Genomic DNA, 20675 nt, shown 5'->3' on the forward strand with positions numbered 1-20675 from the left:
GCCTAAAGAACCAGCAACAAGCGCCTAAGGAACCAGCAACCGCCTCACACAAAAACCCCTACTTCGCCACTACCTTAGTCTCCCATGCCCGCGGCTTCCCCTCCCAGACCGAGAAGCCCTCGACACGCCTATTGCTAGCCCACGCATCCGCCCCGTTGTACAGCATCAGCATCGGCGTCTGCTCCAGCATCAAGGCATGCAGCTGGTCGAACAGGGCCTGCCGCTTGGCCGGGTCGGATTCCAGGAAGCTCTCGTCGATCAGCTTCTGCGCCGCGGGATCATCCCAGACCTTGCGCGGCTGCTTCGCCTTGTCGCCCGAGAACTGCTCGAAGCTCAGCGAAGGATCCAGCCGCGACGAGAACGAGAACGAGCTGATCTGGTACTTGCCGGTGTTGTAGCGGTCCAGCTGCGTCGCCCATTCCAGCACCTCGATCTTGGCGTTGATGCCCACCGACTGCATCATCGCCTGGGCGATCACCGCGACCTGGTAGCTCGGCACGTGGGCGCGCTTATTGGCGTAGATGACGACGGGCTCGCCCTTATAGCCCGCTTCCTTGAGCAATTGCTGCGCGCGGGCCGGGTCGTACTTGTAGCTGCGCTTTTCCGCGTCCTTGTAGTACGCCGAGCCGGCATAGACAGCGGAGTTGTTCAGCTGGCCCAGGCCTTCGGAGGCGGCCGCCACCACTTGCGGGATATCCAGCGACGCCGCGATCGCCTGGCGGATCTTCACGTTCTTCAACACCGGGTCATCGGTCTGGAACAGCAGCACGTGCTTGACCGCATCGTGCGGGCTGAACACCGACAGGTTCTTCGCGCTTTTCAGTTCGCCCACGTCGGTATTGGTGATCTGGCTGGCGTCGATGGCGCCCGACATCAGGCCGGCCTTGGACGTGGACGGGTCCGGCACCACCAGGAACTTCACGTCCTCCACCAGCGGGCGCTTGGATCCCACGTAGCCGTCCGACTTGTCGCCCGGCGGGGACACGTAGTCCTTGAACGCGGTCAGCAGCGTGTACTCGCCGCGCTTCCATTCCTTGAAGGCGTAAGGGCCGGTGCCCACGGGCTTGATCCAGGAGCCGTCCGCCGCGACCGAATCCCTGGAGATGATGGCCGTCATGCCGCAGTCGGTACGCGCCAGGGAATCCAGGAACACCGCCGACTTGCGATCCACCTTCATCACCACGGTCTGCGCGTCCGGCGCGGACACGTCCGTCACCTTCAGGCCGTTGCGGCCGTCGAAGTCGCTGCGGCAGCGCCAGTCCGTCTTCGGATCCATGTAGCGCTGCCAGTTCCAGATCACGTCGGCCGAGGTCAGCGTGGCGCCATTGTGGAACTTCACGCCTTCGCGCAGCTTGAAGGTATAGGTCAGGCCGTCTTCGGACAGGTCCACCGACTTGGCCAGCAGCGGGCCCACGGTGCCGTTTTCGCGGTAGCCGACGAGGCCTTCGACAATGTTGAGCACCACGCCGTCCGTGGTGTTGTCGCGGTTGACGCCGGGGTTGGTGGAACGGATGTCGGCCGGTTGGGCAATGGTGAGCTGCGCGGCCTGGGCCGAGCAAGCGGCGGCCAGGGCCAGGCTGAGCGCAAGCGCTCTGGGAACAAAAACGTGGTGCATGCAAAGACTCCCCGGCGTGCGGCGCAAAATTCACGCATATATTGGCGCCAAAATTAGCTGACCATTATGAGCAGAATGCTGGGCGGCGCTATCGGGGGTATCCCTGAAGGATGGCGGAAACGAAGAACAGCGGCCCCCCGTCCGGGAGCGCCGCCGTTCTTTCAGGGAACGCGCAGGCTCAGGAAATATCCTGGCCGACGTGCTGGGCAATGATCTTCTGCAGGCGCTTCACGTCGCGCGCTTCGAGGGCTTCAACCATGTCGAAGTGCTCGCGGGCGGAAATCTCGATGCGTGAACGAGTCACCCATTCCTTGGCCGGCGCGGCAGGGCCGCGGGCGCGCGTCTCCTGGATCAGCGCGGCCAGTTCGCGGTTGCTGCACAGGTCGTACAGGGCGGCATGAAAGGCCAGGTTGACCTCGTACTGCTCCAGCAAGGTGCCGTCCTGCAGCAGCTTGGCGAAGCGCTCGGCCAGCGTGCGCAGCGCGCGCACCTTGGCCGCCGTGACGTTGGGCATCAGGTCCGCGGCGGCGCCGGTCTCCAGCAGGACGCGGATGTCGCGGATCTGCAAATGCTGGTCCGGATCCATGGCGTACACGTGGTAGCCCCGGTTCGGGATATGCGCAATCAGCCGCTTGGCGGCCAATTGGTCTAGCGCCCGCCGGACGTCCAGACGCTTGGCGTCGTAACGTTCCTGCAGGTCGATCTGCTTCAGCCAGGCGCCGGGACCATACACGCCCGCTTGAATATCATGGGCAATGCGATCAACCAGGCCGGGCTGTGTCGCCGCCGCTTTCGGCATGGACCACTCCCGTCAATCAAATCCGAAGCGCGTATTTTAGGCATAAGTCCCGGCGGGAACGACGCGCGCCGCCCCCCGGGAAACCCGCCCCCCTCATGCGCTTGCCAGAAGGGGCTCCTGCTGGTCGAGCCGCCAGCGCAGGCGCACCCCGCCCGTATCGGTGGACTCCAGCGCCGGAATCGCCGACAGCAGGCTGCGGGTGTATTCCTCTTGCGGCTGGTCGAACACGGCGTCGCGCGTGCCCTGCTCGACGATGCCGCCGTCCCGCATCACCACCACGCGGTCGGCCACCTGCTCCACCACGCCCAGGTCGTGGCTGATGAACAGGCAGGAAAAGCCGTGCCGCTCCTGCAGGTCGGCAAACAAGTCCAGCACCTGCGCGCGCACGGTCACGTCCAGCGCGGACACAGGTTCGTCGGCGATCACGAATGCCGGACGGCGCACGATGGCGCGCGCGATCGCCACGCGCTGGCGCTGGCCGCCTGACATTTCGTGCGGAAAGCGCTTGGCGTATTCCGACCCCAGCCCGACCTCCGCCAACACCTCGTCGACCCGGCGGCGCTTGTCGGCGGCGGGCATGTCGTCCAGCATCCGCAGGCCTTCGCCCACGAGCTGGCCGATGGTCATGCGCGGGTCCAGCGACGAGTACGGGTCCTGGAACACCATCTGGCAATTCAGCCGGTAATCGCGCCAGGCGGCCGAGCGGCGGCTCACCTGCTGGTTGCGGAACAGGATCTGGCCGGACGTCGGCGCCAGCAGCCCCGCAATGGCCCGGCCCAGCGTCGTCTTGCCCGAGCCCGAACCGCCCACCACCGCCACCACTTCCCGCGGCTTCACGTACAGGTCGATGCCGTTCAACGCCCGCTTGGCGCCCGTGCGGGAGAACAGGCGCTGATGGCCCGCGTAGTCCACCACCAGGTTCCTGACCTCGACGATGGGCGCTTCCTTTGTCGCCGGACGCGCCGGCAGCCGGCGCGGCATGGCGTCCAGCAGCTTGCGCGTGTAGGGATGCTGCGGGCGTTCAAGAATGCCGGCCGTGGTGCCGGTTTCCAGCACCTTGCCGTGCTGCATCACCACCATGCGCTCGGTGTAGCGCGCCACCATCGGCAGGTCATGGCTGATCATCAGCACCGCCGTATGGTGTTCGCGCGTCAGGTCCACCATCAGTTCCAGCACGTCGCGCTGCACCACTGCGTCCAGCGCGGTGGTGGGCTCGTCGGCGATCAGGAGCGCGGGCTCCAGCAGCATCACCGACGCCAGCATCATGCGCTGGCGCATGCCGCCCGAGAATTCGTGGGGCCAGGCCTCCATCGCCGCCTTCGGATCGCGGATGCCCACGCGTCGCAGCATCTCCAGGATGCGTTCGCGGCGCGCGGCGGTCGACAGGTCCTTGCGGTGCAGTTTCAGGCCCTCGTCCAGCTGGCGCCCGATGGGCATGGACGGGTTGAGCGAGGTCATGGGCTCCTGGAACACCATGCCGATGCGCGCGCCGCGCAGCTTGCGCAGCACGGGCTGGCTGGCTGTCGCGACGTCCACGCCTTCGAACAGGATGGAGCCGCCCGCCACCACCAGCGGCGGCGGGGTCAGGCCCATGATGGCGCGCGCGGCCTGGGTCTTGCCGCTGCCGGATTCCCCGACAATGCCGACCATCTCGCCCGGCGCCACCTCGAAGGACACGCCGCTGACGATCTCGCGTCCACCCGCGCCCACCGTCAAGGACAGATTCGATACGGATACCAGTGCGCTCATTGCACGCCCCTCATGCGGGGATCGAGACGGTCTCGCACCGCGTCGCCCAGCAGGTTGATCCCCAGCAGCGCGAGCGCGATGGCCAGGCCGGGAAGGATGGAAAGATACGAAGCCTGGGCCATGAACGGCCGCGCGGCGGCCAGCATGTTGCCCCAGGTGGGCGCGGGCGGCGGAACGCCCAGGCCCAGGAAGGACAGCGCGCTTTCCGCCAGGATCACCCAGCCGAACATGGAAGTGGCCAGCACGGTCAGCGGCGCCACGCAGTTGGGCAGCACGTGGCGGAACATGGTGTAGAGCTCGGAATTGCCCAGCACGCGGGAGGATTCGATGAACTCCTTCTCGCGCAGCGACAGCACCGTGCCGCGCACGATCCGCGTCACCGAGGGCGTATAGGCCAGGCCCAGCGCCAGGATGATGCCGTACTTGTTCGCGCCCACCACGGCCAGCAGGCCCAGCGCCAGCAGCAGGCCGGGAAAGGCCAGCAGCGCGTTGTTGAAGGCCATGATGATGCGGTCGGTCCAGCCGCGCACAAAGCCGGTCAGGGTGCCGATGGCCGTGCCGGCGACGATGGCGAACGTCACCGTCAGCAGGCTGATCCAGACGCTGCTGGAGGCGCCGGCCAGCAGGCGCGACAGCTCGTCGCGGCCGAACTCGTCGGTGCCCAGCAGGAAATCCCCGCCGGGCGGCTTCAGCCGCGCGACGAAGTTGATCTTCAGCGGATCATGCGGCGTCCAGACGGCGCCCATGATGGCCGCGACGAGCACCACGGCGACGAGTAGGCCGCCCAGGAGCGCGTTGGCTGCAATTCGCTTTTTCATTCGGCGGTCACTCTCGGGTCGAAGATGGGGTAGCAGAGGTCGATGAGCAGGTTCACGATCACGTAGACCACGCCCACGAACAGCAGGCAGCCCTGGATGACGGGATAGTCGCGGGCGAAGATCGAATCCACCAGCAGCCGGCCCAGGCCGGGAATGGTGAACACCGTTTCCACCACCGCGATGCCGCCCAGCAGGTTGCCCAGCACCAGGCCGATCAGCGTCCAGGTCGGGCCGAAGGCGTTGCGGAAGGCGTGGCGCATCAGCACGGCGGATTCCGACAGGCCCTTGGCGCGGGCGTGGGTGATGTAGTCCAGCCGCAGCACTTCGAGCGTGCTGGCGCGCGCCATGCGCATCAGCACGCCGATCTCGTGCAGGAACAGCGTCAGGATGGGCATGGCCAGGTACAGCAGGCCGGCCTTCCAGTCCTCGCCGATGGACACATAGCCCACCACCGGCAGCCATTGCAGCTTCAGGCCGAAGAAGATCAGGAGCAGGAGGCCCAGCCAGAACGTGGGAATGGACACCAGCAGCGTCGCCGCGCCCACCAGGATCAGGTCGGGCGCCTTGTTCTGCTTCCAGGCGGCGATCATGCCGGCCGGCACGGCCACCAGCGCGGCGAACAGCACCGCCACCAGCACCACGCGGCCGCTGATCAGGAAGCGGTCCCACACCAGGGGCAGCACCGGCTGGCCGGTATTGATGGACGAGCCCAGGTCGCCGTGCAGCATGTTGCCGAACCAGATGCCGAACTGCTCGGCCCAGGTCTGGTCCAGGCCCAGCCGCGCCCGCAGGTCCGCCAGCGCGGCCGGCGTCGCCAGGTCGCCCAGCAGCAATTGGGCGGGATCGCCGGGGATGAGCCGGATCATCACGAACACGGCCACCGCCACGATCAGCAGGGTGGGCACGGCCATGACGATACGGGATAGCGCGAAACGCAGCATGGCCCTCTCCTATTGCGCGGCGCGGGCGCGCAGTGCGCCCGCCTTGATGTCGGTGTTACGCATTGCGCAGCCTGGCAAGCGCCGTGGCCAGGAAGTCCTGGACCTGGCCGACGCACTTCAGGCCGTCGTGCGGCACGTTTTCCACCATGTCCAGCGTCACGTTCACGCCGGCCGCCTCGAACGAGCGGCGCAGCGATTCCAGGCGCTCGGGGCGGTTCTTGCCGGCGGCGTTGGCGCCCGGCATGAAGAATTTGCCGCCTTCGCGGTGGGTAATTTCCCAGGTTTCCAGGTCGGCCTTGCCGACGATCATGTGCACGGCCACCTGCTTCAAGGCGTCGACGTCGATGCGCTTGCCGAAGCGGGCTTCCGCGTCGCGCACGCCCACCCACCAGTCCTGGCCCGGATCCAGCAGCGTCACCGAGCCCGGCGCGCCGATCGACACGGCCCACAGGCTTTCCGGGTGCAGCAGCGCAAAGCGGTTCACGAACTGGCCGCCGCCGGAATAGCCGAACAGCGCGAACTGCTTGAAATCGCGGCCGAACTTCTCGCCTACCTCCGCCACCATGTCCAGCAACACCTGGTCATAGCGGATCTCGCCTTCGCGCAGCTGCTTGAAGCCGTCGCGATTGCCGTCGCCCAGCGGGCCGACGGGAAACAGCGGGCACAGCACGATGCAGTCGTTCCAGCGGGCGAACTCCGCGAACGCGTCGCGGTACTCCACGAACGCCCGGCCCGTGCCGTGCATGATCACCACCAGCTCCATCGGATGCCTGGCCGTGTCGATATGCGGCGGCACGTACATGCAATAGGAAAAGCGCGGATCGGTGCGCGCGGAAAAGACGGTGCTGTGGCCCAGGTCGTAGATGGCCCGTGCGCGGGCGGCGTCGGGCTGGATGGCGAGTGCTGCGTTGGACTGCATGATTTCCTCGTTTCCATGGCCGCGTCGGCGGGCGCATGGTCTGTGCCGGTGGTCGAAACAATAATCACATAAATTGGCGCCAATTTTAGGCGCATGCAATTCGGCACAACAAGGCAGGGGATTCCCTAGGACGAGCGATGGGGGCTCGCGCGGCTTGCGATGCGATCCGCGCAGTGTTGCTGAAGAAGAACGCGCCGGCGCTGTGCGCCGGCGCCGGCCTCAGCCTTTCTTGAACAGCCGCTTGACGATGCCGACCACGCCCAGCACCGCGGCCCCGGCCACGACGCCGAATAAGGCGTTGAGCAGGGTGGAGATCAGCGCCTGGACGACGCCGCCCCCGCCCACCGCCGCGGCGGCATGTTCGATGGCGGCATGCACGGGCGGGATGCCGTGGGTCAGGATGGCGCCGCCGACCATGAACATGGCGGCGGTGCCCACCACGGACAGCGTCTTCATCAGATAGGGCGCCGCCCCCACGATGCGCTTGCCCAGCCAGGCCGTGGCCTGCGAGGACTTCTGGCTCAGGTACAGGCCCAGGTCGTCCAGCTTGACGATGCCCGCCACCAGGCCATAGACGCCGACCGTCATCGCGATGGCGATGATGGACAGCACCGACACCTGGCGGGTGAAGTCGGCGCCAGCCACCGCCCCCAGGCTGATGACGATGATTTCGGCCGACAGGATGAAGTCGGTGCGCACGGCGCCTTTGATCTTGGTGCGCTCGAAGGCGACCATGTCGACCGCCTCGTTCTGCAGGGCTTCGGCGCGCGCCGCGTGATGGCCTTCGGCGGATTCGCCGTGCGACAGGTACTTGTGCGCCAGCTTCTCGACGCCCTCGTAGCAGAGAAACGCGCCGCCCAGCATCAGCAACGGCGTCACGGCCCAGGGCGCGAACGCGCTGATCAGGAGCGCCGCGGGCACGAGGATCAGCTTGTTGATGAAGGAACCCTTGGCCACCGCCCACACCACCGGCAGCTCCCGGTTGACCGGCACCCCGCTGACCTGCTGCGCGTTCAGGGCCAGGTCGTCGCCCAGCACGCCGGCGGTCTTCTTGGCCGCCACCTTGGTCATGACGGAAACGTCATCCAGAATCGTGGCGATATCGTCGAACAATGCGAAGAAACTGCTTCCGGCCATCAAGGATCCCCTCTTGCCCCATAAGGTTTTCCGAGTGTACAGGCGACGGGGGCCGGATTCGTGCAACGCGATTGGCCGTTTTCATTCCCTTTGTGTCCGGATCGGGCATGGCCGGGTAAGCTCCGGGAGACCTACGCTAGCCCGTCGGCATCCCCCGCCCAGGAGTCTTCCATGCTTGCCTTGCGTCCCACCTGCGAACACTGCGACACCGCCCTGCCGCCGGCATCCGGCCTGGCCAGGATATGCAGTTTTGAGTGCACCTTCTGCGCCGACTGCGCGGATCGCATATTGGGCAATGTCTGTCCCAACTGCGGCGGCGGCTTCGTGCCCCGCCCCGTGCGGCCGGCCAGCGACCGCAAGGGCGGCAATTTCCTGGGCAGGCACCCCGCCAGCACGGAGCGCAGGCACCGCCCCGTGGACCTGGCCGCGCACGAAGCCTTGCGCCGCAGCCTGGAGGGCATCGCGCCCCAGGACCGCTAGGCGCTACATCGCTTCAATGCGCGGGTACAGATCGCGGTTTTCGCGCTGCATCCGCTCGTGGACGCGGCGCAGCACCGTGTTGGCGTCGACGCGAAAACCCTCTTCGTCCAGTTCCAGGCTGCGCGCGTTGTTCCAGCGCCTGGCGAACGCCTCGTAGGCGGCGGCGATCGCGTCCATTTCCTCCTGGAACTCCCGGCCCTTTCTTGCCAGGTCGAGGTCACGGCTGCGCGCCACGGCCGGATACAGCGCCCGGTCCTCGACCGCCAGATGCAGCTTGATGGTGGCGCTGATGGACACGATGCCCTGCGCGATCCCGGCCGCGTTGCGCGCCACGCCCGCCTGCGCCAGCCGGCGTAGCGACGCAATGCCTTGCAGGATATCCACGTGCTGTTGCTTGAACTTATCGATATTCATACCGGCCTTCCCGACTGATGCCGCGGGGCCGGCGGGCCCCGCCTTTTCTTCAATGCCGCAAGCGCCCTTCAGGCGCGGGGACGCGCCGCCGCTGCCGCAGCGTTTTCGAACAGGATGTTGTTTTCCAGGTGGATGTGCGCCATCAGGTCTTCCTTGAACTGGCGGATGCCCAGGTACAGCGCGCGCCAGGTATTGCAGGCGGCGCGCGGCAGGGTCGCGTTGTTGGTCAACGCCAGCAAGCGTTCCAGCGCCACGCCGTGGTCGTCATGCTCCATGCGCATCACCATGATCGGCATGGTCGCCATGCCGCCATGGCCGCGCGCCAGCATGGGGAACAGCACCTGCTCTTCTTTCTGCATGTGGCTTTCCAGTTCCTGTTGCATGCCGCGCAGATGGTCGGCCAGGCCGGTCGGGCAGTCCGGGCTGTCGGCGTGCACCTGCTCCACCTTCAGCGCCAGACGGATCAGCTCGGGCAACTGCTGCCGGTGCACCTCGTGGTAGCGCTCCAGGATGTGGTCCACCAGTTCGGCCGGCGACGCCAGGCCCCAGTCCTTTTCCGCTGCGGGGTTCTGGGCCAGCGCGATCAGGCGCGCTTCGATCTGCGCGACGTCCAGCGAACGCTGGGCTGCCGCCTCCGCCAGGCTTTTCTTGCCGCCACAGCAAAAATCCAGTTCGTATTCATGAAACACCTGCGTCGCGCCGGGAATGCTGCGGGCCAACTGGCCCAGGGATTGCTCAACCATGCTCATCGCGTCTCTCCATTGATCTTGACGGTACTGGGATAGACGCGAAAACCGTGCCAGAAAAAAATTGCGTTTTATCAAGCGCTTGCGAATTAAAGGGTAGATATAACCCTCCTAAAGCAGGGTTCTATTCACCTTCAGACGGTAGAATTCACCCATGCAAAACCTCCTGCTTGCCGACTTGGTCGCCGACCTCCCTCCCGCCGTCCGCCTTCAGCGGCTGGTCTCCAGCTTGCGCACGCACTTTCGCTGCGGCGCGGTGGCGCTGCTCCAGCTGGAAGAAGACCACCTGCGCCCCATCGCCGTGGACGGCCTGACGCAAGACGCGCTGGGCCGCCGCTTTGCCGTGCAGCAGCACCCCCGCCTGGCCGCCATCCTGGGCCGGCGCGGCGTCACCTGCTTTCACCATGACAGCACCCTGCCCGATCCCTACGACGGCCTGATCAACGGCATGGCCGGCGAGCCGCTGCCCGTGCACGATTGCATGGGCACCAGCCTGCACATCGAAGGCCGGACCTGGGGCGTGCTGACGCTGGATGCGCTGGAGGTCGGCACCTTCGACGCCGAGGCCCAATCCGACCTGCGCGACTACATCGTGCTGCTGGAGGCCGCGCTGCGGACCACCCGCCTGGAAGCCGAGATCCGCGCGCTGCGCGTGGCGCGCGGCCCGGCGCCGGCGGACAATGCCGCCCCCGCCGGCAGCGAGATCCTCGGGCAAAGCGAATCCATCGGCCGCCTGCTGCACGAGATCGAGGTTGTGGCCGACTCGGAATTGCCGATCCTCCTGCTGGGCGAGACCGGCGTGGGCAAGGAGCTGTTCGCGCACCGCGTGCACGGCCTTTCGCGCCGCCGCGACAAGCCGCTGGTGCACGTGAACTGCGCCGCGCTGCCCGAATCGCTTGCCGAAAGCGAACTGTTCGGCCACGCCAAGGGCGCCTTCTCCGGCGCCGTCGCCGACCGCCCCGGCCGGTTCGAGGCCGCCAACGGCGGCACGCTGTTCCTGGATGAAGTGGGCGAGCTGCCCCTGCTGGTGCAGGCCAAGCTGCTGCGCACCCTGCAGAACGGCGAAATCCAGCGGCTTGGAGACGACCGCCCCCGCACGGTGGACGTGCGCATCGTGGCCGCCACCAACCGCAGCCTGCGCGACCTGGTGCGCGCCGGCGACTTTCGGGCCGACCTCTACCACCGCCTGTCGGTCTATCCGATCCCGATCCCCCCGCTGCGCGACCGCGGCAACGATGTGCTGCTGCTGGCCGGGCGCTACCTGGAACTGAACCGCGCGCGGCTCGGCCTGCGCAGCCTGCGGCTGTCGCCCGACGCCGAAGAGATGCTGCGCCGCTATCGCTGGCCGGGGAACGTGCGCGAGCTGGAACACGTCATCAGCCGGGCGGCCATCAAGGCGGTGAGCCACGGCGCCAGCCGCAATGAAATCGTGACCCTGGGCGTCAAGCTGCTGGACCTGTCCGATGGCGACATGCCGGCATCCCTCGCCGACGATCCGGCGGACATGCCCGAAGCCGGCGCGCCCGCGCAGTCGCTGCGCGAGGCCGTGGATGCCTGCCAGCGCCAGGCGATCCGCCGCGCGCTGGACGCGCACCAAGGCAACTGGGCGGTGGCCGCACGCGCGCTGGACGTGGACCCCAGCAACCTGCACAAGCTGGCGCGGCGCATCGGCTTGAAGCCCTGAGCCGCGCCTGCCTCACATTGCGTAGCGCACGGCCAGCATCACGCTGCGCGGCTCGCCGTAATAGTTGGACCCGTAGGCCGCCCACACGCGCTGGTAGTAGACCTTGTCGAACAGGTTGTTCACCGTCAGTGTCGCGTCCACATGTTTGTTGAAGCGATACCCGGCCTGCGCGGACACCGTGGTGTACGGGCGCTGCTCGAACTTCACCGGGCCGTTCAGCCGGTACATGCTGCTGACGCTGCGCACCCCCGCCCCCAGCGACCAGCCTTCCAGCGCGCCGGTCGCGAACGAGTACTTGGTCCAGAGATTGAAGGTGTGCCGCGGCGTGATGAAGACGTACTGCTGCGACTTCTGGTCCTCCGTGCCCTTCAAGGTCTTCGTCGTGGTGTAGGCGTAGCCGGCGGTGATGTCCCAGCCCGGCGCCGGGCTGCCGCTGATCTCCGCCTCGAAGCCCTGGCTGCGCATCTTGCCCGCCGCCATCGAGAACAGCGGATTGTCCGGGTCGGTCATGGCGCGGTTCTCGTCGTCCATGCGGAACAGCGCGGCATGGCCGTTCAGGCGCTTGTCCAGGAACTCGCCCTTCAGCCCGACCTCCAGCTGCTTGCCGGTGCGCGCGTCCAGCGGCTGGCCGTTGACGTCGGTCGTGGTCTGCGGCGAGAAAATGCTGGTGTAGCTGGTGTAGGCCGACAGCTGGTCGTTCAGGTCCACCACCAGCCCCAGGTACGGCGTGAACTTGCCGTTGATGCGGGTGTCGGTGTTGGTGAACTGGTTGAAGTAGGCGTTGCGGTTGGCTGTCTTGTTGTTCCACCAGGTCAGGCGGCTGCCGGCGATGACGGTTGCGGCATCCGACACGCGCAGATTGGCGCGCGCGTACAGGCCGTATTGCTCCGTCTTGCCGTCATTGCCGTTGGTGAACTCGTAGTCCGGCTTGGGAACGTTGTTGTCCGGGTGGTAGAGATTGATGTCCGCGTTGTCTCCGCCTCCGTACTGGAAGTTCTTGTGGATATTGCGATAGTCGGCGCCCACGATCAGTTCGTGCTTGCGCCCCAGGGCCTCGAACGGCGTGGCCACGAAAGCGTCCAGGCCGTAGGTTTTCCAGTGGCTGCGGTATTTCCAGCTCACCAGGCAAGTGTCGCCAGTGACCGGGTCCACCGCGCAATCGGACCAGCCGAATTCGCGGCTGGGCTCGTCCTGCTCGCGGTAGAGGCCGCTGACCTTGATGCGCCCGCCGTTCGACAGGCGATGCTCCACATCCGCGAAGTACTCGGTGATTTCCTCGGTGATGTGGTTCCAGCTGGGATCCAGGTTGGTCGAACGGCGCACGTCCAGCAGCCGGCCATCGGTGTAGGCGGGCAGGCCGAAGAAGGGGCGGCCCTTGTACTGCTGGTAGGTCGCGCCCGCCGTCAGCGTCGTGTCCGGCGTCACGTCCAGGCTCATGGTGCCGTAGAACAGCGGCTTGCGGGTATAGACGCCGTCCACGAAGGAACGGCGGTCGTCATAGGACGCCACCAGCCGCCCGCGCAGCCGGCCGTCGCTGTCCAGCGGGCCGGTGATATCGGCGTCGGCGTAGTAGCGGTCCCATGACCCCGTCATGACCTGGCCGCTGAACGCGAATTCCTTCTGCGCGCGCTTGCGCACCAGGTTCACCGTGCCGCCCGGGTCCCCCGCGCCCTGGAACAGGCCGGCCGGGCCGCGCAGCACTTCGATGCGGTCGTAGATGGCAAGGCCAAACCCCGCGGACAAGTCATTGCCGGTGCTTGCGGGCGTATTGACGCCATCCACCTGGATCGTGTCCAGGGCATAGCCGCGCGAATAGAAATTTCCATGGTTGCCGCCGATGCTGCCGGCCTCTACCGTGACGCCGGTCACCGTGCGCATGGCGTCGTCCAGGTTCACCAGGTTCTGGTCGTCCAGCAACTGGCGCGTCACCACCGACACGGACTGCGGGATCTCGCGCAGGCTTTGCACGCTCTTGCCCATCGTGACCGCAGCGGTCGTGTAGGAGCCCGTGCCTTCGGTCGTGGCCAGGTCCCGGCCCGTGACCGTCACCGGCGCCAGCGTCGTCGCGTCCGCGCCGCTCGTTGGGGCGGGCGCCCTAACGATGAATCCCGATCCGCTGGGCACCGCGACCAGCCCGCTGCGGGCCAGCAGGCGGTCCAGCGCGGCCTGCGGCGTCAGTTTGCCGGACACGGCGGGCGCTTCCATGCCGGCGACCGAGCCGGGGCTGAACAGGATCTGCACCTGGGCCTGGCGGCCCAGGCTTACCAGCGAATCGGCCATGCTGCCCGCGGGCAGCTCAAAGGCAAGCGAGACGGCGCTTTGCGCGTAGGCCGGCCGGGACGCGACGGTTGCGCCCGCCAGTGCCGTCACGGACAACGCGCACAGGATTGCGTAGCGGCCGACGCTCAGCCGGCGTTGAAAATGGCATGGCGCCATGGTCTTTCCCCAGAATAAAAAATGGATGCTTCACAGGGGAAGACGCACGAGCGGCCAGAACCCGAACGTGTCGAGAAAAATAATTATTCGCACTGGAACACGAGCGCCCGGCTAGCGGCTGGCGATCACCACCGCTCCGTCCTGCCTGCGGTTCAGCGTCACCGGCAGCAGGCTGGGCAGGACATCCAGGAAGGCCTCGGGCTGGCGCAGGTCCAGCGTGCCGGACAGCCGCAGATTGCTTGCGCGCTGATCCGAGATCCGCACGGGCGCGTCGCGGTGCAGCCCCAGATAGGCGGCGAGCTGCTGCAGCGTCACGTCATGCACCACCACCACCCCATCCTGCCAGGCGCCGACCTCGGTCAACGGAACCCGCTGCTGCCGCATCTGCCCGCCCGGGCCGCGGGCAAGCTGCACGGTGTCGCCGGCCTGCAGCCTGCGGGTGGCCATGGCGTCCGCTCCCCCCGCATCCAGCAGCACGGTGCCGCTGCGCACGCCCACCTGAAGCGTCTCCGGCAAGAGCAGCACGTTGAATTCGGTGCCGATGTCGCGCAGTCGAGCGTCGCCCGCCGCCACGATCAGCGGACGCCGGTCGGGCGCGGCGTCAATGAATACCTCGCCGCCTTCGATGCTGATGTGCCGTTCGGCCAGCGTGTAGCGCACGCTGACCCGCGTGCCGACATTGGCGTGGACGCGGGTGCCGTCGGGCAGGTCCAGGCTGCGGGTCTGCGTGGACGCATTGGCCACCGAGGTATAGCTGACGGGCATGTACTGGTAGCCGGTCGCCATCGCGACCAGCAGCGCCGCGACCGCACCGCCCCACTTCGCGAACCGGGGAAATCCCGGCGCGCGCTGTCCGCGGGGCGCCACGGACGCCAATGCGGCGGGCCGGGACGCCGGACGCGGCAGCGCCGCCATATCGTCCCAGACCTGGGCAAGGCGTTCGTATTCCTGCCGGTGCAGCGGCGACGCCGCCAGCCACGCCTGAAAGTCGCGTTCCGCGCCGGCATCGAGCATGCCTTCGCGCCGGCGCATGAACCATGCGCTCGCGGCGGCTTCGACGACGGATAAAGGTTGGGTTGGGTTCATCAGGCTTCGCCCTGGACACGGCGCTTGCAGTGCGCCAGGGCCAATTGCAGGTGCTTTTCCACCGCCCGGACCGAAATGCCCATGCGGCTGGCGATCTCCTCGCAGCGCAGCTCATCATACCGATAAAGCAGGAAGGCCTCGCGCTGGCGCGGCGGCATCTCATCGATGGCGGCCTGCAGCAGCCGCAAGCGCTGGTTGGCGTCGGCGCGCGCTTCGGGCTGCAAGCCGGCATGCGCCGTCAGGCTGCCCGCGGGCGGCTCGAACCCCTGGTCGTCCAGGCTGGCCACCACATGCTCGCCGCGCACGCCTTCGCGGCGCCAGTGGTCGCGCAGTAGATTGCGCGCAATTTCATACAGGTACGCGCGAGGCTTTTCCGGCTGTTCCGCGCCGCCGCTGGCTGCGAGCCATTTGGCGAACGTCTCCTGCGCCATATCCTGGGCGGCATCGGGCGAACGCTTTAGCTGCCGGTTCAGGAAACTGACCAGCTCGGCATTCCACGTCTTGTACGCCTCGGCGACCACACCGAAGAACCGCTCCCCCATGATGCCCCTAAGGAAAATACCGGCGCATGGCCACAGCAAGCCGGCGCGCATCCAGGGCGAGATATTAGATGTTAATGATTCTTATCGCATTGCTTTTGTGACTAAGCCGCCGCCGGGCGGTTCCGGGCCTCGCGCCGCACGGCCTCTTCAGGCCTTGGAGCACACCATCACACCCACGAAACCGGCCAGCGCGCCAATCGCTGCACCGCCCCGTCAACGTCTTCATAGACGGCGAGCACGCCGCGCTTGTTGCGCAGGATGACGACGCGCTTGCCTTCGAACTCGTTGATATGGCTGTAGTGGGCGGGTTCGCCCGCGCCGCCGTCGCGCTTATAGGCAGTCTTGGCGCGGTCAACGAAATCATCATCGTCGCGTTCCCCCCGCGTGATGCCGGGCCGCATGCGTATCGGCGGACTGTGCTTGCGCTGCGCCTCGGCCAGCGCCGCGACCTGCGAGCCGCCATCATTGGCCCAACGCTCCATATCTGTCCCGCTGTTCGAATTCGCCATGCGAATCTCCCGGGCGCCAAAAAACCAAAAAGGCCGCCCGAACGAAGCATTCAGGGCGGCCCGTTCAGGCTGGCGTTCAATTCATCAGTGCCGCATGGCCATACCGCGCCATGCCTCAATAAATCAAGCTGGCCTGGCATGTGCATCAACCACGAGACGACCATGATTGATCGCGGCATCCACCGCCATTCCGGGGCTGGAGACAAAGCCGCCAGACGCGAACAAAGGCACGGGATAAGGATCGCCGAGCTTGTCCTGATCGCCCGCGAGTTCCACTGCCACTGTGGCGGTGAAGGCTGGCCGGCTGGTGCCCCCGACTGAAATCCGGGAAACGCTGGCGGTCAGCCTGTAGCCCTTGTAGACCATATTGTTGTGAAACATGAAACCTCCAATACCTGATCAAAAGGCCCCTGCGGGCCTTCGTTCACAAAGTGCGGATCTGTGTTGCGTGCGGGCCCTTGGCGCCTTGAGCGGTCACGTAGCTGACGCGCTGATTTTCAAGGAGCACTTTGTGGCCGTCGCTGACGATTTCCGAGAAGTGCGCGAACAAATCCTTGCCGCCGTTCTCGGGCATGATGAAGCCAAACCCTTTGGCATCGTTGAACCACTTAACAATTCCGGTTTCCATAATCTCTTTCCATTGAATGCGGGCAGCGCCCGCGAAATGAGCCTGTCAAGGAAAGGACTGCGAACAATGAAGCGCCCCAGGAGGGTGCAAGACCGGACGAAAATCACGATGCTCGAAAAGCTTCAATCCCACTATGGGCGCGAGGAGGGGGAAAGTCAATGGGCGTTTCCATTTGCCATCTTTATGCGCTGAAGACGGCGTTTTCACGTATTTTCTCGACAAAATCCGTTAATTCGCGTCGCGCATTGCAGTTAATGCGTAACTATCGCCGCTTTTGCGCCGTCCCGCCGGATAAAGCGCGTATCCTCAAAGGCATGGTGCTTGAACGCGCGTCGCCTCGCCGTATCGCCATATAGGAGTACGGCAATGGTCAAACAGCGCAAGCGCATGACGCAAACCCATCTGAATATACTTATCCCCCTAGAAGCGCACGCGCTGATGGCAGAGCCCGCTTGAGCGCGATCAGAAAGTCCATCGCCAGATTCGCGAACGCCTGCGTCAAACTGCTTCCTTCCGCATCCACGCCTCCCGGCGGCGGCGAACCCAAGCGCGACGTGCGGCGCGATCACGCTGCGGTCTCGTCGCCATGGCGCATCTACCGCATCTATGCGCGTCCCGGCCATCTGCTCATGCGCAACGAACAGGGCCGCATACTGAACCTGGGCGTCATGAAGGGCGCAGAACCCAACCTCACGTACCGGCTCTTCGCGCGAGATCTGCAAGGCAAAGGCTTTGCCACGCGCACGCAGTTGCTAGACGATATCGCGCGGCGCATCGAAGCCGGCGAGGTCAGCAAGGAACTGCTGAGCCTGCCCGACTGGGACCAGCCGCTGGGCGCGGACCTGGATCGCGGCACGCATACGGACGTGTCGATGAAGCTGGGGCGCTAGCCGGGCCCGAGAGGACGCAGGCGGACACCGCTAGTTGCCGCCTGAAACACGGCCGTGCTACAAAACGGCCCGTCCCCCGCCCCCTTGAAGTCCATCCATGTTCTCCGCCGCGGCCACAGGCCTGTTCATTGCCGGCATCGCTGTCGTCCTGGCCATGCCGGGCCCCACCAACACCTTGCTTGCCGCCGCCGGACTACGGCAGGGATTCAAGCGGTCCGCGCGCCTGACGGGCGCCGAGCTGGCGGGCTATCTGGTGTCCATCACCGCGTGGGGCCGGTTTCTCGGCGAAGCCGCGCAAGTGCTGCCGTGGCTGCCCGGCGTGGTGCGCGTGGCCAGCAGCCTGTACATCGCCTGGCTTGCCTGGCGCATGTGGCGCGCGGCCACCGCCGTGCCCTCCGCCGCCCGGCAACTCATCGGCATGCGCACGCTGTTCGTCGCCACCCTGCTCAACCCCAAGGGCATCCTGTTCGCCAGCGCCATCTTCCCCGCCCCGGCTTTTCAAAGCCTGCCCGCCTATCTGGCGGCAATGGGCATCTTTACCCTGCTCCTGGTCCCGATCGGCTTGATGTGGGTGCTGTTCGGCGCCGCGCTGGGCGGCGAAAAGCTGAAATGGATCGATCCGGCAAAGATGCAGCGCGGCGCGTCGATCGTGCTGGGCCTGTTTTCGGTCACGTTGGCCTGGTCGGTGTTTCGCTAGGCGGGCCCGGCCGGCGGCGCAGCGTTTTCCGTTAGTATGGAGCGCGCCGCCAAACTACCCGCCGCCATGCTCAACACCGCCCTGCGCTATTTCCTGGAAGTCGTGGACTCGGGCTCGCTCACCGTCGCCGCGCAGAAGCTGCACGTGGCCCCGTCGGCGGTCAGCCGGATGGTGCGCAAACTGGAAGAAGAGCACCAGACCCTGCTGTTCGACCGCCACGCGCGCGGCATGGTCCTGACCGAAGCCGGCCAGCTGCTGAAAGCCTACGCGCGCCGGGCTTCGCTGGAGGCCGAGCGCGCCCGCGCGGAAATCCGCGACCTGAGCCAGATCGGCCAGAAGCTCATCCGCATTTCGGCCAACCAGGCCTTCGGCCGCGAGCTGCTGCCGCGCGTCATCGGCGAATTCCGCGCGACCGAGCCGTCGCTGCGCTTCGAGCTGAACATCCTGCAGTCCTCGGAGATCAACCGGCGCGTGCGCGAAGGCGAAGACGACATCGGCATGAGCTACAACCTGTCGCCGCCCCAGGGCGTGCATGTGCAGTATGCGCGCCGCATGCCGGTCATTGCGGTCATGGCGCCGGACCATCCGCTGGCCGGCCGCAAGACCCTGTCGATGCGCGATATCGGCAACCACCCCGTCGCGCTGATGGGCCCGGGCAGCACCATCCGCTTCATCATCGACCTGTGCTGCATGCACGAGAAGATCGAACTCAACGTGGCCATGACCTGCAACAACCAGGGTGCGATCGAGAACAGTTGTCTGCGCTGGGGCGCGATCAGCTTTTCCGGCGACCTCACGGTCATGACCTCGACCGAACGCGGGGATTTGATAAAGATCCCCATGTCCAACACCGAGCTACATCAGCGCAATATGCATATCCAGACGATGGCGGGCCGGCAGCTGCCGTCCAGCGTCACCCGCTTCGTGGAATCGCTGGGCGCGCACATCGATGCCGCCTACGCCGATCCTGCCTGGATGGCTGCCCGGCTGGACACTGGCCGCTAGGCGCGCCGCCTGGGGCGGGCCGCACGCCTTCCTAGTCCCCCAGATCCGCCGCCCATTCCGGTTCGCGCCAGGCGGCAACGTCGTCCAGCGGCCAAACCGGCCGGGGCAGTCCCTTGAAGTCGATCTGCTTGAGGTTCGGCGTGGTCAGCCCCGGGCTGTCCACGTCGTGGATGCGATCGTCCGGAAAGAACTCGTCGAAGCCCGCCCGATAATGGCCGCGACTCTTGACGATCACATGCCCCGCCTGCGCGATGTCGATGCCATGCATCTCCAGCATGGCGGGCTCGGCCAGTTGACGGCGCAGGCTGCCCACCACCACCTTCATGCCCGATTCCGTCAGCTCCAGCAGGCAGGTCGCGCCCATCGAGAACTTGCGGCCCCGCAGGATGCCGCGCCGGCCCATGCCCTCGCCGTCCGTCAGCTTCAGCACCCGCGCCCGCGCCGTGTAGCGGCGCGAATACTCGCTCTCGACCTGGTTGAACACCGCGTCGAATTCCGCCCCGACGCCCAGCTCCCCGGCCCGCGCCGCCAGGGCGGGATCGACGAACACCCCCAGCACCACGCCCGAAATGCGCGCCTGGTCGAATGCCCGCAGCAGCCAAGTGGTATTGCCCCGCCCGCCGCCGCCCGGATTGTCGGCCACGTCCGCGAACAGCAGGGGCTGCGCGGCGGCGCGCGCCAGTTCCACGGCGCGCTCCACGGCGACGGTATTGGCGATGTAGCGGCCGCGGTCGGCCCAGCCCGCGCGCGCCACCTGCAGAGCCGCGCGGCGCGCCGCCTGCAGGTCGCCACGAGCCGTCACCGTGATGGTCACGCCGCATTTGGGCAGATCGGAAAACACAAAGCCCGAGCACACCGCGACATTGGCGATCGGCCCCTCGCCGCGCTTTTGCGTCAGCGATGCGCCCAGCGCCACCAGATCCGCGTATGGGCCGCTGGCGGTCGACAGCGTCACGGAAGGCGGCGTCAGGGGCAGGCGCACGTAGGCCGTGACCATGCGCGCGCCGTCCAGGATCTCGTGGATCATGTCGGCGGCCTCGGCCGCACGCTCGCGCTGGTCCACGTGCGGGTTGGTGCGATAGGCGATCAGACCGTCCAGCGCCTCCACCGTTTCCGCCGAGACATTGCAGTGCAGGTCGTGCGTGGCCACGACCGGAACGTCCGGGCCGACGATGGCGCGCAAGAGGCGCATCAGCACCCCCTCGGTATCGTTCTCGCCTTCCGCCGACGAGGCGCCGTGGTTGGCCACGTACACCGCGTCAACAGGCATGGCGGCGCGCAGCCGCTGCTCAACTTCGGCCAGGAACTGGGCCCAGACGGCGGCGCTGGCCGGGCCGCCCGGCGGCGCGCCGATCACGATCAGCGGCGCGGGCGTCCAGCTGCCCAGCTGGTTCATGCGGTCATAGAATCCGGCCACCTCGCTGGGCAGGCGGCTGGGGCCGCCCGCAAGCTCGGAAATGGCCTCCCCTTCCTCCCAGCATTGCGCCAGGAAATCGGCCTTGACCGACGGCGGGCAGAACGCGTTGGATTCCAGGTGAAAACCAAGAATGGCGACTTTTGGAGCCTTGCTGCGCATACCT

22 protein-coding genes are annotated in these 20675 nt (G+C 66.6%); 6 read left to right on the forward strand and 16 right to left on the reverse strand.

Features of this window, described 5'->3' with window-relative positions:
* Positions 1–58: 58 nt before the first annotated feature.
* From ACFWP0_RS18585 to ACFWP0_RS18615, 7 genes are all read right to left on the reverse strand, one after another.
* Positions 59–1615, reverse strand: coding sequence for an ABC transporter substrate-binding protein (locus tag ACFWP0_RS18585; RefSeq protein ID WP_377844443.1), 1557 nt, complete (start codon positions 1613–1615; stop codon positions 59–61).
* Between the two features lie 178 nt (positions 1616–1793).
* Positions 1794–2414 (reverse strand): GntR family transcriptional regulator, encoded by a 621-nt coding sequence (locus ACFWP0_RS18590; RefSeq protein WP_377844445.1) that lies wholly within the window; start codon positions 2412–2414, stop codon positions 1794–1796.
* A 93-nt stretch (positions 2415–2507) separates the two neighbouring features.
* Entirely contained in the window at positions 2508–4163 is a 1656-nt protein-coding gene (locus tag ACFWP0_RS18595) for an ABC transporter ATP-binding protein (RefSeq protein WP_377844447.1), read from the reverse strand.
* Positions 4160–4981 carry an ABC transporter permease gene (locus ACFWP0_RS18600; RefSeq protein WP_377844450.1) on the reverse strand — a complete coding sequence of 274 codons (822 nt, stop codon included), beginning with the start codon at positions 4979–4981 and terminating at the stop codon, positions 4160–4162. The genes ACFWP0_RS18595 and ACFWP0_RS18600 overlap by 4 nt, the downstream gene beginning before the upstream one ends.
* Positions 4978–5922 (reverse strand): ABC transporter permease, encoded by a 945-nt coding sequence (locus ACFWP0_RS18605; RefSeq protein ID WP_377844452.1) that lies wholly within the window; start codon positions 5920–5922, stop codon positions 4978–4980. Before ACFWP0_RS18605 ends, ACFWP0_RS18600 begins: the two co-directional genes overlap by 4 nt.
* A gap of 55 nt (positions 5923–5977) precedes the next feature.
* Positions 5978–6841 (reverse strand): alpha/beta hydrolase, encoded by an 864-nt coding sequence (locus tag ACFWP0_RS18610; RefSeq protein WP_377844455.1) that lies wholly within the window; start codon positions 6839–6841, stop codon positions 5978–5980.
* A gap of 219 nt (positions 6842–7060) precedes the next feature.
* Complete coding sequence (locus ACFWP0_RS18615; protein WP_377844457.1) at positions 7061–7978, reverse strand: DUF808 domain-containing protein; 918 nt, start codon at positions 7976–7978, stop codon at positions 7061–7063.
* A 171-nt stretch (positions 7979–8149) separates the two neighbouring features.
* Here ACFWP0_RS18615 and ACFWP0_RS18620 point away from each other — a divergent pair, with 171 nt between their 5' ends.
* Positions 8150–8458 (forward strand): DUF1272 domain-containing protein, encoded by a 309-nt coding sequence (locus ACFWP0_RS18620; RefSeq protein WP_377844458.1) that lies wholly within the window; start codon positions 8150–8152, stop codon positions 8456–8458.
* A 3-nt stretch (positions 8459–8461) separates the two neighbouring features.
* Here ACFWP0_RS18620 and ACFWP0_RS18625 read toward each other — a convergent pair whose 3' ends face one another.
* Positions 8462–8872, reverse strand: coding sequence for a hemerythrin domain-containing protein (locus ACFWP0_RS18625; protein WP_377844460.1), 411 nt, complete (start codon positions 8870–8872; stop codon positions 8462–8464).
* Positions 8873–8940: 68 nt separating this feature from the next.
* Positions 8941–9621 (reverse strand): iron-sulfur cluster repair protein YtfE, encoded by a 681-nt coding sequence (ytfE, locus tag ACFWP0_RS18630; RefSeq protein ID WP_377844462.1) that lies wholly within the window; start codon positions 9619–9621, stop codon positions 8941–8943.
* 151 nt (positions 9622–9772) lie between these two features.
* On the opposite strand from ytfE, the gene norR reads away from it, so the two are divergent.
* Positions 9773–11302 (forward strand): nitric oxide reductase transcriptional regulator NorR, encoded by a 1530-nt coding sequence (gene norR, locus ACFWP0_RS18635; RefSeq protein WP_377844463.1) that lies wholly within the window; start codon positions 9773–9775, stop codon positions 11300–11302.
* A gap of 12 nt (positions 11303–11314) precedes the next feature.
* Here norR and ACFWP0_RS18640 read toward each other — a convergent pair whose 3' ends face one another.
* From ACFWP0_RS18640 to ACFWP0_RS18665, 6 genes are all read right to left on the reverse strand, one after another.
* Positions 11315–13738, reverse strand: a complete 2424-nt coding sequence (locus ACFWP0_RS18640) for a TonB-dependent siderophore receptor (RefSeq protein ID WP_377844465.1) — start codon at positions 13736–13738, stop codon at positions 11315–11317.
* 111 nt (positions 13739–13849) lie between these two features.
* The gene (locus ACFWP0_RS18645; protein ID WP_377844467.1) at positions 13850–14824 is read right to left on the reverse strand and encodes a FecR family protein; all 975 of its coding nucleotides are present in this window, start codon (positions 14822–14824) and stop codon (positions 13850–13852) included.
* The gene (locus ACFWP0_RS18650; protein ID WP_377844469.1) at positions 14824–15366 is read right to left on the reverse strand and encodes an RNA polymerase sigma factor; all 543 of its coding nucleotides are present in this window, start codon (positions 15364–15366) and stop codon (positions 14824–14826) included. The genes ACFWP0_RS18645 and ACFWP0_RS18650 overlap by 1 nt, the downstream gene beginning before the upstream one ends.
* Positions 15367–15533: 167 nt before the next feature.
* A complete protein-coding gene (locus ACFWP0_RS18655; RefSeq protein WP_377844472.1) occupies positions 15534–15875 on the reverse strand; it encodes a hypothetical protein in 342 nt (113 codons plus the stop codon).
* Positions 15876–15998: 123 nt separating this feature from the next.
* Positions 15999–16256 carry a hypothetical protein gene (locus ACFWP0_RS18660; RefSeq protein ID WP_377844475.1) on the reverse strand — a complete coding sequence of 86 codons (258 nt, stop codon included), beginning with the start codon at positions 16254–16256 and terminating at the stop codon, positions 15999–16001.
* A gap of 43 nt (positions 16257–16299) precedes the next feature.
* Complete coding sequence (locus ACFWP0_RS18665) at positions 16300–16503, reverse strand: cold-shock protein (RefSeq protein WP_025137012.1); 204 nt, start codon at positions 16501–16503, stop codon at positions 16300–16302.
* Positions 16504–16661: 158 nt separating this feature from the next.
* Between ACFWP0_RS18665 and ACFWP0_RS18670 the strand changes: the two genes are divergently transcribed.
* The 4 genes from ACFWP0_RS18670 (at position 16662) to ACFWP0_RS18685 (ending at position 19095) form a co-directional block, all read left to right on the forward strand.
* A complete protein-coding gene (locus ACFWP0_RS18670) occupies positions 16662–16859 on the forward strand; it encodes a hypothetical protein (protein ID WP_377844477.1) in 198 nt (65 codons plus the stop codon).
* Positions 16860–16955: 96 nt separating this feature from the next.
* Positions 16956–17393 carry a hypothetical protein gene (locus tag ACFWP0_RS18675; protein ID WP_377844479.1) on the forward strand — a complete coding sequence of 146 codons (438 nt, stop codon included), beginning with the start codon at positions 16956–16958 and terminating at the stop codon, positions 17391–17393.
* A 97-nt stretch (positions 17394–17490) separates the two neighbouring features.
* The gene (locus ACFWP0_RS18680) at positions 17491–18090 is read left to right on the forward strand and encodes a LysE family translocator (protein WP_377844481.1); all 600 of its coding nucleotides are present in this window, start codon (positions 17491–17493) and stop codon (positions 18088–18090) included.
* Positions 18091–18156: 66 nt separating this feature from the next.
* The gene (locus tag ACFWP0_RS18685) at positions 18157–19095 is read left to right on the forward strand and encodes a LysR family transcriptional regulator (protein ID WP_377844482.1); all 939 of its coding nucleotides are present in this window, start codon (positions 18157–18159) and stop codon (positions 19093–19095) included.
* A gap of 31 nt (positions 19096–19126) precedes the next feature.
* Here the strand turns inward: ACFWP0_RS18685 and ACFWP0_RS18690 are convergent, their stop codons facing one another.
* The gene (locus ACFWP0_RS18690) at positions 19127–20671 is read right to left on the reverse strand and encodes a M81 family metallopeptidase (RefSeq protein ID WP_377844484.1); all 1545 of its coding nucleotides are present in this window, start codon (positions 20669–20671) and stop codon (positions 19127–19129) included.
* Positions 20672–20675: the final 4 nt, after the last annotated feature.

Source organism: Achromobacter sp. NPDC058515, from assembly GCF_042721735.1.
Lineage (GTDB): Bacteria > Pseudomonadota > Gammaproteobacteria > Burkholderiales > Burkholderiaceae_B > Achromobacter.

What these genes read in the sequence shown, in the direction of transcription:
- ACFWP0_RS18585 (WP_377844443.1), bottom strand. Translation starts at nt 1,615, where the DNA reads ATGCACCACGTTTTTGTTCCCAGAGCGCTTGCGCTCAGCCTGGCCCTG.
- ACFWP0_RS18590 (WP_377844445.1), bottom strand. Translation starts at nt 2,414, where the DNA reads ATGCCGAAAGCGGCGGCGACACAGCCCGGCCTGGTTGATCGCATTGCC.
- ACFWP0_RS18595 (WP_377844447.1), bottom strand. Translation starts at nt 4,163, where the DNA reads ATGAGCGCACTGGTATCCGTATCGAATCTGTCCTTGACGGTGGGCGCG.
- ACFWP0_RS18600 (WP_377844450.1), bottom strand. Translation starts at nt 4,981, where the DNA reads ATGAAAAAGCGAATTGCAGCCAACGCGCTCCTGGGCGGCCTACTCGTC.
- ACFWP0_RS18605 (WP_377844452.1), bottom strand. Translation starts at nt 5,922, where the DNA reads ATGCTGCGTTTCGCGCTATCCCGTATCGTCATGGCCGTGCCCACCCTG.
- ACFWP0_RS18610 (WP_377844455.1), bottom strand. Translation starts at nt 6,841, where the DNA reads ATGCAGTCCAACGCAGCACTCGCCATCCAGCCCGACGCCGCCCGCGCA.
- ACFWP0_RS18615 (WP_377844457.1), bottom strand. Translation starts at nt 7,978, where the DNA reads ATGGCCGGAAGCAGTTTCTTCGCATTGTTCGACGATATCGCCACGATT.
- ACFWP0_RS18620 (WP_377844458.1), top strand. Translation starts at nt 8,150, where the DNA reads ATGCTTGCCTTGCGTCCCACCTGCGAACACTGCGACACCGCCCTGCCG.
- ACFWP0_RS18625 (WP_377844460.1), bottom strand. Translation starts at nt 8,872, where the DNA reads ATGAATATCGATAAGTTCAAGCAACAGCACGTGGATATCCTGCAAGGC.
- ytfE (WP_377844462.1), bottom strand. Translation starts at nt 9,621, where the DNA reads ATGAGCATGGTTGAGCAATCCCTGGGCCAGTTGGCCCGCAGCATTCCC.
- norR (WP_377844463.1), top strand. Translation starts at nt 9,773, where the DNA reads ATGCAAAACCTCCTGCTTGCCGACTTGGTCGCCGACCTCCCTCCCGCC.
- ACFWP0_RS18640 (WP_377844465.1), bottom strand. Translation starts at nt 13,738, where the DNA reads ATGGCGCCATGCCATTTTCAACGCCGGCTGAGCGTCGGCCGCTACGCA.
- ACFWP0_RS18645 (WP_377844467.1), bottom strand. Translation starts at nt 14,824, where the DNA reads ATGAACCCAACCCAACCTTTATCCGTCGTCGAAGCCGCCGCGAGCGCA.
- ACFWP0_RS18650 (WP_377844469.1), bottom strand. Translation starts at nt 15,366, where the DNA reads ATGGGGGAGCGGTTCTTCGGTGTGGTCGCCGAGGCGTACAAGACGTGG.
- ACFWP0_RS18655 (WP_377844472.1), bottom strand. Translation starts at nt 15,875, where the DNA reads ATGGCGAATTCGAACAGCGGGACAGATATGGAGCGTTGGGCCAATGAT.
- ACFWP0_RS18660 (WP_377844475.1), bottom strand. Translation starts at nt 16,256, where the DNA reads ATGTTTCACAACAATATGGTCTACAAGGGCTACAGGCTGACCGCCAGC.
- ACFWP0_RS18665 (WP_025137012.1), bottom strand. Translation starts at nt 16,503, where the DNA reads ATGGAAACCGGAATTGTTAAGTGGTTCAACGATGCCAAAGGGTTTGGC.
- ACFWP0_RS18670 (WP_377844477.1), top strand. Translation starts at nt 16,662, where the DNA reads ATGGGCGTTTCCATTTGCCATCTTTATGCGCTGAAGACGGCGTTTTCA.
- ACFWP0_RS18680 (WP_377844481.1), top strand. Translation starts at nt 17,491, where the DNA reads ATGTTCTCCGCCGCGGCCACAGGCCTGTTCATTGCCGGCATCGCTGTC.
- ACFWP0_RS18685 (WP_377844482.1), top strand. Translation starts at nt 18,157, where the DNA reads ATGCTCAACACCGCCCTGCGCTATTTCCTGGAAGTCGTGGACTCGGGC.
- ACFWP0_RS18690 (WP_377844484.1), bottom strand. Translation starts at nt 20,671, where the DNA reads ATGCGCAGCAAGGCTCCAAAAGTCGCCATTCTTGGTTTTCACCTGGAA.